The organism is Bradyrhizobium sp. AUGA SZCCT0182 (assembly GCF_018130185.1).
Taxonomy (GTDB): domain Bacteria; phylum Pseudomonadota; class Alphaproteobacteria; order Rhizobiales; family Xanthobacteraceae; genus Bradyrhizobium.
In genome coordinates this window covers 1-11,370 of the sequence record NZ_JAFCLY010000083.1, presented here as the reverse complement: position 1 = coordinate 11,370, position 11,370 = coordinate 1, and the positions used below count along the sequence as shown (strand labels likewise).

General features: G+C 62.5%; 13 protein-coding genes. 9 read left to right on the top strand and 4 right to left on the bottom strand.

Translation table 11 applies throughout. The features are described 5' to 3' along the window. On the top strand, window positions 1-717 hold a 717-nt coding region (locus JQ611_RS40890), incomplete at its 5' end, for an outer membrane protein (protein WP_212468793.1). A gap of 24 nt (window positions 718-741) precedes the next feature. After that, on the top strand, window positions 742-1,506 hold the full coding sequence (locus tag JQ611_RS42905) for an outer membrane protein (protein WP_212468792.1): 765 nt from the start codon (window positions 742-744) through the stop codon (window positions 1,504-1,506). A gap of 96 nt (window positions 1,507-1,602) precedes the next feature. On the opposite strand, the gene JQ611_RS40880 is transcribed toward JQ611_RS42905, so the two are convergent. The 3 genes from JQ611_RS40880 to JQ611_RS40870 form a co-directional block, all read right to left on the bottom strand. Further along, the gene (locus JQ611_RS40880; RefSeq protein ID WP_212468791.1) at window positions 1,603-2,082 is read right to left on the bottom strand and encodes a DUF992 domain-containing protein; all 480 of its coding nucleotides are present in this window, start codon (window positions 2,080-2,082) and stop codon (window positions 1,603-1,605) included. Window positions 2,083-2,342: 260 nt separating this feature from the next. After that, window positions 2,343-2,873, bottom strand: a complete 531-nt coding sequence (locus JQ611_RS40875) for a DUF992 domain-containing protein (RefSeq protein ID WP_212468790.1) — start codon at window positions 2,871-2,873, stop codon at window positions 2,343-2,345. A 322-nt stretch (window positions 2,874-3,195) separates the two neighbouring features. Beyond that, entirely contained in the window at window positions 3,196-4,398 is a 1,203-nt protein-coding gene (locus tag JQ611_RS40870) for a pyridoxal phosphate-dependent aminotransferase (protein WP_212390461.1), read from the bottom strand. A gap of 640 nt (window positions 4,399-5,038) precedes the next feature. Between JQ611_RS40870 and JQ611_RS40865 the strand changes: the two genes are divergently transcribed. From JQ611_RS40865 to JQ611_RS40850, 4 genes are all read left to right on the top strand, one after another. Then, window positions 5,039-5,692: a glutathione S-transferase family protein gene (locus JQ611_RS40865; RefSeq protein ID WP_212390462.1), complete on the top strand. Its 654-nt coding sequence runs from the start codon at window positions 5,039-5,041 to the stop codon at window positions 5,690-5,692. A 181-nt stretch (window positions 5,693-5,873) separates the two neighbouring features. Beyond that, window positions 5,874-6,050 (top strand): hypothetical protein, encoded by a 177-nt coding sequence (locus tag JQ611_RS40860; RefSeq protein WP_212269248.1) that lies wholly within the window; start codon window positions 5,874-5,876, stop codon window positions 6,048-6,050. Window positions 6,051-6,119: 69 nt separating this feature from the next. After that, window positions 6,120-7,280: a PQQ-dependent sugar dehydrogenase gene (locus tag JQ611_RS40855; RefSeq protein ID WP_212468789.1), complete on the top strand. Its 1,161-nt coding sequence runs from the start codon at window positions 6,120-6,122 to the stop codon at window positions 7,278-7,280. A gap of 184 nt (window positions 7,281-7,464) precedes the next feature. Beyond that, on the top strand, window positions 7,465-7,962 hold the full coding sequence (locus JQ611_RS40850) for a hypothetical protein (protein ID WP_212269250.1): 498 nt from the start codon (window positions 7,465-7,467) through the stop codon (window positions 7,960-7,962). A 3-nt stretch (window positions 7,963-7,965) separates the two neighbouring features. Here the strand turns inward: JQ611_RS40850 and JQ611_RS40845 are convergent, their stop codons facing one another. Beyond that, window positions 7,966-8,319: a DMT family protein gene (locus JQ611_RS40845; protein ID WP_212034284.1), complete on the bottom strand. Its 354-nt coding sequence runs from the start codon at window positions 8,317-8,319 to the stop codon at window positions 7,966-7,968. Window positions 8,320-8,563: 244 nt separating this feature from the next. Between JQ611_RS40845 and JQ611_RS40840 the strand changes: the two genes are divergently transcribed. The 3 genes from JQ611_RS40840 to JQ611_RS40830 all read left to right on the top strand — a co-directional run bounded on the left by JQ611_RS40840 (window position 8,564) and on the right by JQ611_RS40830 (window position 11,183). Beyond that, window positions 8,564-9,376, top strand: coding sequence for a PAS-domain containing protein (locus JQ611_RS40840; protein WP_212269251.1), 813 nt, complete (start codon window positions 8,564-8,566; stop codon window positions 9,374-9,376). A gap of 115 nt (window positions 9,377-9,491) precedes the next feature. Next, the gene (locus tag JQ611_RS40835) at window positions 9,492-9,953 is read left to right on the top strand and encodes a GNAT family N-acetyltransferase (protein WP_212269252.1); all 462 of its coding nucleotides are present in this window, start codon (window positions 9,492-9,494) and stop codon (window positions 9,951-9,953) included. 288 nt (window positions 9,954-10,241) lie between these two features. Then, window positions 10,242-11,183 (top strand): aldo/keto reductase, encoded by a 942-nt coding sequence (locus tag JQ611_RS40830; protein WP_212269253.1) that lies wholly within the window; start codon window positions 10,242-10,244, stop codon window positions 11,181-11,183. Window positions 11,184-11,370 lie beyond the last annotated feature (187 nt).

The following is an 11,370-nucleotide window of genomic DNA, read 5'->3' as shown; positions in this document are numbered from 1 at the left end:
CTATCGCGGACGACGCTCGCAGCCGCTGCCATTTCATTGGGCAGTCTCTCTGCCGGGTTCGCGGCCGATCTCGGACCTCGCCCGGCGGCGGCGATCGCGCCGGCCCTTTACGACTGGAGCGGCGTCTATGTCGGTATGCATGCCGGCTACGGCGGAGGCATGAAGGATTGGACCGGTGTGCTAGGTGCCGATCTCACTGCGAAGGGTTTCCTCGCCGGCGGCCAGATCGGGATCAACAAGCAAATCGGCAGCCTCGTGTTCGGCCTCGAGCTTGACGGATCGTGGGCTGACATTGATGGCTCGCAGTTGCTTCTCAACGGCGGACCACCCCTTGGATTCCAGACAGAAGCCACCGCCAGGTCGAAGATCAATGGCCTGGTGACGTTTACGGGGCGTGCCGGTTTGGCCGCCGACCGTTGGTTTGTCTACGCAAAGGGCGGCCTTGCAGTCGCGCAGGAAAAGCATTCTTTCAGCTTTAGCAGTTCGAGCTTCGCGCCTCTGGCTCCTTCTACCGAAATGGCCTCAGGCAGCGGCAGCGAGCATCGATGGGCTCCCGTTGTCGGCTTCGGAACGGAGTATGCGTTAGGAAACAACTGGTCGGTCAAGGCCGAGTACAACTACGTCCATCTCGGCACCCAAACGGCGGGACTTACTGGAACGGCGAACGTCAATGGCGTTGTAACTCCCTTGGGTGCGGCCGGCGCATCAATCGAGTAGGCGCTCCATCTCGGCAAGATCGGCGTGAATTATCGTTTTGGCGGAATTCAGACGGATCCGACTCTTGCGCCGGTCAAGGCCGCGCCGGGATACAACTGGTCGGGAGCCTATGTCGGCGTACAGGGCGGATACGGTTTCGGCCACGCGGAATGGCCCGATCTGTTCAATCCGGCAAATCCCCAAACCGGAAAGTATGATGCAAATGGATGGCTTGCCGGCGGAACTGTCGGGGTCAACGCGCAGGCAGGCACTTTGGTCTTCGGCGTCGAAGGCGAATGGATGTGGACCGGCATCAAAGGCAGTCAGACAACAGTCCTTAACTTTGGTGCGGCCACTCAGACTTTTGACTTCGAGACAAAGATCAATTGGCTTGCGATCGCGGCAGCGCGCGCAGGTTTTGTAACTGCAGACCGCCTGATGGTGTATGGCAAGGCCGGCGTCGCGCTCGCTGACGAGAGGCACACGCTTACCGACACCCGGATCGCTCCAAATCTCGGCGCGGTCTTCAACCTGGAAGCCAAAGCCTTGCACACCGGAGTCGTGGCGGGTGCCGGCGTTGAGTACGCCCTCGGCGGCAACTGGTCGGCCAAATTCGAATACGACTACATCAAGATGCTTGCGCAGAACCTGACGGCGACCGGCGTTCGCAACATCAACGCTCCGCCCATCGTAGGATCGGGCGCTTCTTCCACTCAGTTCGACAAGATGCCGCAGGACCTGCACCTCATCAAGTTCGGCGTGAACTATCACTTCAACCCGACGCCGGTCGCAGTCAGTGCCCGGTACTGATCGGCGCATCGCGAAAAGCCTCAGGTCTTAGTATTTCCTGAACAGACCGGACAAACAAAAGGCCCGCATTCCGCGGGCCTTTTTCGATTGTCCCGGTTACCGCCCCGGCCGAAGCTCCAGGCTTTCCAATCCGGCGGCGATGCTGACGCCGACCTGGCCCTGCAGGCTCAGCGGCTGCAGCGCGATCGAGTTTGCCGAACCGCCGACCAGCACGTTTCCGCCGACGCCGACTCCGAGCGTGGCACTGCCCTGCGCGCCGACATAATCGCCGGAGAGGCCGCCCGGTCCGAGTTGCGCCGACGGCGCGAACACGCCCCAGGCCAGCGCGGATTCCCGGGTGATGCCGAGATCGAGGCCGACTTTGCGGATGGTGGCGACGTAACGGTCTTCCGGCATGCCGTCGGCGCGCAGCACGCAACCGAGATTGGTGACGGATCCGACGATGAAGCCGACGCTGGCGCCGCCGCGGCATTCGAGAATGCCGACCTGCACCCGCGCCACCTGCTGCGCATTGGCGCCGGCGATCGAGGTGGCCCACACGGCGATGGCGGCAGCGGCGAGAAGGGAGTGACGCATGAAGAAATCTCCGGCTGAAACGATGTGATGCGAGCAGGGAAGCGAGAGCGCAGGCGCGAGGTCGCACGGTTTTCTATGGCACAACAACGATGACGGTTCCAGATTGGGCCTTGGTTCGTCATTCCGGGGCGTGCGAAGCACGAACCTCAGATGCGCAATTGCGCATCGGGGAATCTCGAGATTCCGGGTTCGCTTCGCGCCCCGGAATGACGGCGATAAAAAAGGCCCGCTCTCGCGGGCCTTTTCATCAAAACCATCGATCAGCCGCGGCGATGATGCCGGCGGTGGTGACGGCGCGGAGGGCCGTAGCCGCGGAACGGCTCCAGCTGGATATCGGCAATCCCGGCGGCGACGTTCAGCCCGGTCTGGCCCTGCACGCTGAGCGGCTGCAGCGCGTAGGAATTGGCCGGACCGCCGACGAGGAAGTTGCCACCACCGCCGATACCGACCGACGCGTTGGCGCCGACGCCGCCATAGCTGCCGGTGAGATCGCCGCGGCTGACCCGGCTGTTCGGCGCGTTCACCGCCCAGGCCAATTGTGTCTGCGCGGTGATGCCGAGATCGAGGCCGTAGCGGCGCACGGTGGCAATGTAGGGTTCCGGCCGGCGGCCTTCGCTCTTGAACACGCATTCGAGGCTGGTCACGGAGCCGACGACAAAGCCGACATTCTGGCCGCCCTGGCATTGCAGGACGCCGGCGCGAACCGGCGGTGCCGCATCTGCGCTCGCGATCGGCGTAATCAGCGCCGCGATGGCGATGCCGAAGGTCGTAAGGCGTTTTCCGAAAAGCATGTGTCGTCCCCGCTTGATGAACTGAATGTGTGCGGCGGACAGGAAGGAAGCGCCGTGTTCAAAACATGGCGCTTTGCAAAAAGAAGACTTCAAAACATCATGCGGTCTAAGCGTGATGTGATTTGACACGCCTTTTTTCGGACGTGTTTTCTTTGCGCGTTTTCTTTGACAGAAATTTTGGGACACAAACCGGAACCCGCCCCGCATCATTGGCGGGACAGGCTTCGCTTCAAAACGCGCTATTTTTTCTGACGCATTTTCTTAACGCGAACCGGATTCCCCCCCGGATCAAGTCCGAGGGCATGCTTCGCTCGAAAACGCTCTACCGCAAATTACCGCAAAAGCGCTGGATGCGTTTGCAGGCGTCCTCGAGATCGGAAGTCTTGGTGGCGTAGGAGATCCGGAACGCCGGGCCAAGTCCGAACGCGGAACCCTGCACCACGGCAACGCCCTCAGTCTCCAGCAGCTCGGTGACGAAGTCCTCGTCATTCGCGATCACCTTGCCGGACGGCGCAGTCTTGCCGATGGTGCCGGCGCAGGACGGATAGACGTAGAACGCGCCCTCGGGCCGCGGGCATTCGATACCCTTGGCCTGGTTCAGCATCGACACCGCGAGGTCACGGCGTTCCTTGAACACCTTGTTGTTGGCGGGGATGGAGTCCTGCGGACCGTTGAGCGCCTCGACCGAGGCCCACTGCGAGATCGACGACGGGTTCGAGGTCGATTGCGACTGGATCGTCGCCATCGCCTTGATCAGTTCGGCCGGGCCACCGGCATAGCCGATGCGCCAGCCGGTCATGCAATAGGCCTTCGATACGCCGTTCACCGTCAGCGTGCGGTCGTACAATTTCGGCTCGATCTGCGCCGGCGTGGTGAACACGAAGTCGTCATAGACCAGGTGCTCGTACATGTCGTCGGTCATCACCCAGACGTGCGGATACTTCACCAGCACGTCGGTGAGCGCCTTCAACTCGCTGCGCGAGTAGGCCGCGCCGGTCGGGTTCGACGGCGAGCAGAGAATGATCCATTTGGTCTTCGGCGTGATCGCTTTTTCCAGCGCGTCGGGCTGCAGCTTGAAGCCCTGCGCCACGGTGCACACTACGGAGACCGGCACGCCGCCGGCCAGCGCCACCATTTCCGGATAGCTCACCCAATAGGGCGCCGGGATGATGACCTCGTCGCCCGGATTGATGGTCGCCATCAGCGCGTTGTAGAGCACCTGCTTGCCGCCGGTGCCGATGATGACCTGGTTCGGCTTGTAGGTCAGGCCGTTCTCGCGCTGGAACTTGGCGATGATCGCCTCCTTCAGCTCGGGAATACCGTCGACCGCGGTGTACTTGGTCTTGCCGGCCTCGATGGCGTGGATCGCCGCCAGCTTGATGTTGGCGGGCGTGTCGAAATCGGGCTCGCCGGCGCCAAGGCCGATGACGTTGCGGCCGGCCGCTTTCAGCGCGCGTGCTTTATCCGTGACCGCGATCGTCGCGGACGGCTTCACACGGTCGAGCGCAGCGGACAGAAAAGGCATCATCATCTCCTAGGAATGGCATGTGTGGGCACACGTGTGCCCGTTTCGGGAATGATCCGTGATTCCAAATGTTGGGATCGGCGCACCCTAAAGCGCTCAGCGCCGCATCGCAAGAAGCTTGGCCCGAAAGGCTCAAATTTTACGGGGTCGCAGGCTCGATCGGCGCAATATTTGGAAAAATTCTGCGCCGAAATGACTCATATCTGGCCAAGGAAACCGGCGCGGCCGGGACGGACTTGGTGACGGTCTTGGCGACGGTCTTGGACGATGGGCTTGGACGATGGCCTGATCATCCCCGGCCCGCACGCCGCGCCGGGGTCTGGCCCTCCGGCGCGATCAGGTGCCGCGATTGCTCCGAGGTCAATTCAGAATAGACGTCGATCCATCTCGCAGAGATTTCAAAATCCGCGCCTGCGCGTATCGGCAATATCGCGAAAGCTTGAAGCGTTCCGATCACAAATCTCGACCACGTGATCGCTCCGTCGAGGCATGGCGTTCTGTGCGCGTGCAGTGCGGTAGAGGTTTTCGACTTTTTCCATAATGCGGGTCTTGCGACGCACCCCCAACGGCATCATTGTTTAGCCGCGTTGCGGCGATCCGCGCGCGACAGACGTCCAACGGATCGATTGAAATTCATACGATGTACAAGCTCTATTCGATGCAGCGCTCCGGCAACAGCTACAAGGTCCGCCTTGCGCTGTCGCTGCTCAAAGCGCCGTATTGCGCGATCGAAGTCGACATCCTGCGCGGCGAAAGCCGGACGCCGGATTTTCTGGCGATGAACCCGAGCGGACAGGTGCCGCTGCTGGAAGTCGCCGAGGGACGCTACCTCGCCGAGTCCAACGCCATCCTGTGGTACGTCGCCGGCGGCACCTCGCTGGCGCCGGAATCGCGGGTCGAACGCGCCGAGGCGCTGCAGTGGATGTTCTTCGAACAGCACGCGCTGGAGCCCAATCTCGGCGCGGCCTATTTCTGGCTGTCGCTGGTCAAGGGCGGCCGCGACCTTCAGACCCACGCATTGGAGGACTGGATGGAGCGCGGCTACGCCGCGCTTCAGGTGATGGAAAACCATCTCAAGACCCGGGCCTATTTTGCCGCTGACCAGCTCACGGTCGCCGACATCGCGCTGTACGGCTACACCCATGTCGCCGACCGCTGCGACTTTGACCTGGCGACCTTCCCCGCGATCCGCGCCTGGTTGCGGCGGATCGAACAGAACCCCGGTTTCGTGACCATGGACTGGCGGCCGGATGCCGAGGTCGATGATCCCGCCAGCGTCGCCGCCGGAGCTTGAGGCGCGGACGGATTCACGTTCGCTTGAAGAGGCGTCCAAAGGTTAAGGACAGCGGGAATAACGTTAACCTTTGCCGCGATTTCGCCATTTTTGGCACTCTCGCGCCCCAATATTGCCGGCCACAATTGTGAACTTCGCGATGTCGCGGGTGATTCGCCCGCGTCTTGAAGGAATTAGACCCATGATACGGTCGCCCGGCACGGCCGGCTTCGAAAGCCGCCCTGCGCCAGTCGCTTCCGCCCGACTGACCAACGCCATTGCCGCCTCTCTGGCGATCGGTACGCTGTCGCTGTGCCTCGTCGTCACGCTGACAGTGCTCTCGATCAAGGTGACCATGGCCATGCCGATTCCGGCGTGACTCCGGCATTTCCTGTTTGGACTTTTTCCGAGAGCAACGCGCGATGATTGGCATCGCGGGCGGACGAAGATGAAGACACCTGTCGGACTTGTGACCGTGGCGCTGACGGCAGCGATCCTGCTGACCGCGACCTTGGTGATCGCCACCGGCACCCGCGGCGAAGAGACGGAGTTTCCGTCGTCCGCCGGCGGACTCGAAGTGCGCACTTTCGCAAGGGGTCTGGTCAATCCGTGGTCGCTGGCGTTCCTGCCCGACGGCAGGATGCTGGTGACCGAACGGCCAGGCCGAATCCGAGTAGTATCCGCGGAAGGGCAGCTGTCGCCGCCGCTCAAGGGCGTGCCCGACGTGTGGGCGTCCGGCCAGGGCGGAATGCTCGACGTCGCGATCGACAAATCCTATGCGCAAAACAAGACGATCTATTTCTGCTTTGCGGAGCGGACCAGCGGCGGCGGCCGCACCGCGATCGCGCGCGCCAAACTCAACGACGGCGGCGGCCGCCTCGACGAAACCAAAATCATCTTCCGCCAGGAAGGGCCGCTGTCGTCGGGCAACCACTATGGCTGCCGCATCGCGCAGGCCGACGACGGCAATTTGTTCGTGACGCTGGGTGACCACGGTTCACATCGCGAGCAGTCCCAGGACCTCGGCAATCATCTCGGCAAGGTGATCCGGATCGCACCGGATGGATCGGCCGCCGCCGGCAACCCGTTCATCGGCCGCGCCGGCGCCAAGCCGGAAATCTGGAGTTACGGCCACCGCAACGGACAGGGCCTCGCGATCAACCCGGCGTCGGGCGACGTCTGGGAAGTCGAGCACGGCCCACGCGGCGGCGACGAGCTCAACATCATCAGGACGGCAAAGAATTACGGCTGGCCGGTGATCGGCTTCGGCCTCGAATACAGCGGCGGCAAGATCCATGAAAGCACCGCCAAAGACGGCATGGAGCAGCCGGTCAAATACTGGGTGCCGTCGATCTCCCCATCCGGCATGCTGTTCTATACCGGCAAGCTGTTTCCAAAATGGTCCGGCAGCCTGTTCGTCGGCGCGCTGTCCGGCAGCATGCTGGTGCGGCTGTCGCTGAACGGCAACGGCGTCGCGGGCGAAGAGCGCCTGCTGCAAAATCTGCACGAGCGGATTCGCGACGTCAGGCAAGGCCCGGACGGCGCCCTGTGGCTGCTGACCGACAGCTCCAACGGACGGATCCTGCGGGTGACGCCCTCTGCAAAGTGACTAGAGCCTTTTCCGTTCCGATGGAATCGGAACGGGTCTCTAGATTCTTGTTTTGACGCGTTTTCTTGACGCGAACCGGTATCCACTTCGCTGGAAAACGCTCTATACGCCCAAACGCGGATGAACGCGTGAACGGGAAGCTGCGACCAAAGGCAAGGTCCAACAGTTTTCGGACACGCAACGCATGAACCGGCGCCAGTTTGTTTTCGTCATGTCGGGAGCCCTGACACTGCTCGCCGCCACGCGGCCCGGCCGCGCCGAATGCGGCGGCCTTAGCGTCAGGGAATTCGTCGAAACCACCTATTACAAGCAGGCGCGCCTGAACGCCGCCAAGACCCCGCTTGGCAACGACGCCTTCCACGCGCTGTTCTCGCCCGGCATGCGCCGGTTGATGCAGGCGCCGCGGCAATATCCGAAGAACCAGACGATCGGCCCGCTGCTCAACGCCTTCTTCGGCTGGGGCGTGCTGCCGGGCGCCGAAATCAAGGTCGGCAAGGTCGAACACCATTCCGGCGACGAGATGGGGCCGGCCACCATCCGCGTCGAGATCGAGCATCGCGGCCAGCCGCACCGGATCCTGGTTCACGTCATCGGCCCGGACGACGATTGGCGCATCGCCAACATCATCTATGATTCCGGCAAGAGCCTGCTCGATCACTACCGCTCGATCACCGGTCTTTGAGAGTTAGCCCCATTTGTGAAAAATCAAAAACGCCCCGCCGGCGATCAAGAGAAAACCCAGAGCGTGATTCCAGGCCAGCGGCTCCTTCAGATACAGCGTCGAAAATGCCGCGAACACGACCAGCGTGATCACTTCCTGCATGGTCTTGAGCTGGGCTGCCGAATAGACCGCGCTGCCCCAGCGGTTGGCCGGCACCGCCAGCCAGTATTCGAAAAACGCGATCCCCCAACTCGCCAGAATGATCAGCACCAGCGGGCTTTGCTTGAATTTGAGATGGCCGTACCAGGCAAAGGTCATGAAGACGTTGGAGGCAAACAGCATCAATATCGGCAGGATCTGCGGGGAGACGGTCGGCATCATGTCCTCATGAATTACGTGCGCTAACAAGCGGGCACGGAGCCCGGTTCCAGCCGTTTCGCATAGCATTTGAATTCAAAAACGCGAAAGCTTTGCGCAGGCAGTCAACCCTGTCTTAATGAAAGAAAAAGAAAACCCGCCGCAAAACGAAACATCCGTCACACTGCGTGCCTTATTCTCGACGCAACGGGAACGGCCTCAAACGGCCGCTCGATCAACGCCTTGGGAGGCAGCGAGAACCGGCATGTTCGACTGGCGCGCCATCTCCGGTCCAGCTCTGACGACAGCGACGGCGCTCGCCGCCTTCCTGGTCGACCGTTATGTCATTGCGGTCCCGAACCCCGCACCGCTGTTCGTCTGCATCGTGGCATTGGCCAGTTCCATCAGCGGGCTCGCCTCCGGCCTGACCAGCGCCGCGATTGCCGTCGTGTCCTCGGCGCTGTTCTTCCTCAACCATCGCGCCGTGCCGGGCTATGACGCCTCCGACCTGATGCGCATGCTGCTGCTGGCGGCGACCGCGGTCGGAACCGCTGTGATCACCGGCCTGCTGCGGCAAAAATGGATCGACGCCTTCGCCTGGGAGCAGAAGCACCATGCCACCGCGATGCGGCTGTCGGCCGCGCTCGACCAGGTCGATATCGGAATCGTGCTGCTCGATTCCGACACCCGCGCCGAATTCATCAACCGTGCCTTTCGCGACTATTTTTCGCTGTCCGACGAGCAGGCCGACGCCAAGCCGCCGTTCATCGCGCTGATGTATCACGGCCGCGACACCGGCGCCTACGAGTTGCCGGAAGACGAATTGAGCCTCTTCATCGCGCAGCGCACCGAGATGATGCGGGCCGGCGATTCCACGCCGATCAACATCAAGATGGCTGACGGGCAGGTATTGCGCTTTTCCTGCACGGCGCTGCCCGATGGCGGGCGCATGCTGAGCTATACGCCGGTCACCGACCTCGTCCGCCATACCGACGACATCGGCAATGCCGACTACTACCGTTCGCTGCGCGGCGGCGGCGAACGCAGCCTGGCGCGGCACCTGCGCGCCGCCGAATAGCAGCAGCGACGCGGCAAAGCCTCTGCCCCGATTGATCCGTCGCGGTGGCGCCTGTAGGCTGGCGCTATCAGCCAGCGCGTCGACGACGCCGCTCCCTTCCCGAATGGAATCAAACATGCCCGGCGATGTAACGATTCGTTTTGTCACGAGACAGGACTACGCAAAATGGCTGCCTTTGTGGGACGGCTATAACGCGTTCTACGAGCGGACGGGACCGACCGCGCTCGATCCCGCCATCACCGCGATGACCTGGGCGCGCTTCTTCGATGCCTACGAGCCGGTGCACGCTTTGGTCGCCGAACGCGACGGCGAACTGCTCGGGCTGGCGCATTATCTGCTTCACCGCTCAACCACCGCGATCGAGCCGACGTTCTACATGCAGGATCTGTTCACCAGCGAAGCCGCGCGCGGCAAGGGTGTCGGCCGCGCGCTGATCAACGGCGTCTACGAACAGGCTAGGCTCGCCGGATCGCCGCGCGTGTACTGGTTCACCTACAACACAAATCACACCGCGATGCAGCTTTACGACAAGGTGGCGGAGAAGACCGGGATTGTCGTCTATCGCAAGGTGTTCTGAACAGCCTGTGGATAAATCCAGATGTCACCGGGGCGTAACAAAGCCCGGTTAGGTTGCGCCTGCGTTTGATCAGGCCCCCCGTCTCGGATCACGCGCCCCCAGCGGCCCCCGTCAGTCGCCGCGTCTGACCGGGGCCGCATCTTTTTTCGCAGCACTTTCATACCCTTTACGCCGAGCTACGCCGGAACTGCTGCTCAGGCATGCCGTGCGCGGTCAGACCGCATCTTGCGGGCTGAGGGGGGCGCGGGCCACAATGCGGCCTCCTCGCCCCACCCCACAGGATCTCCCATGCAAATTCGCAATCTCGGCGGCTCCGGCCTGCGCGTTTCCGCCGTCGGCCTCGGCTGCAACAATTTCGGCCAGCGCACCGACCTCGAAACATCGCGCAAGGTGATCCACAAGGCGATCGACCTTGGCATCACCCTGTTCGACACCGCCGACATCTATGCCGGGATGGGCGGCTCCGAGACCGTGCTCGGCACCGTGCTCGGCGACCGCCGCAAGGACATCGTGCTGGCGACGAAATATTCCAAGCCGATGAGCACGGACGGCACCAAGCAGGGCGCTTCGCGCCGCTACATCATGTCCGCGGTCGAGGCCAGCCTGACACGGCTGAAGACCGACTACATCGATCTCTACCAGCAGCACGATTACGATCCCTTGACGCCGATCGAGGAGACCATGCGCGCGCTCGACGATCTCGTCCGCCAGGGCAAGGTCCGCTACATCGGCAATTCGAATTTTCCGGCCTGGCGCATCGCCGAGGCCGAACTGGTCGCGCGGCAGATGAACGTCAACCGCTTCGTCTCCTGCCAGGACGAATACAGCCTCGTGGTGCGCGACATCGAAAAGGATCTGTTGCCGGCCGCGAAGGAATACAAGCTCGGCCTGCTGCCGTTCTTCCCGCTGGCAAGCGGCTTGCTCACCGGTAAATACAAGCGCGGCGCCGCCGCGCCCGACGACACGCGTTTTGCAAAAGCCCCCGCGCTCAAGGAGCGTTACGTCACGCCGCGTAATGAAGACATCGTCGAGAAGCTGCAGGCCTTCGCCGACAAGAGCGGCCATACCATGCTCGAGCTCGCCTTCTCCTGGCTCGCCTCGCACCCGCAAGTCTCCAGCGTCATCGCCGGCGCCACCCGCGTCGAACAGGTCGAGCAGAACGTGAAAGCGATCAGCTGGCAGTTGAGCGCGCAGGAGCTCGCGGAGATCGACGCGATTACGAAGGGGTAGGGGAGGCAACATAAACGGTGTCGTCCCGGCGAACGCCGGGACCCATACGCCGCGGCCGTTATTGTTGCAGAAGGTCGCTAACGCCGGCGATCTCACCGATGGGCCGCGGCGTATGGGTCGTAAGTCTCGGTGCCTCGATTAAGATGGGGCGATCGAGGCGGGCGTTGCGGGGTTTATGGGAGGTCGT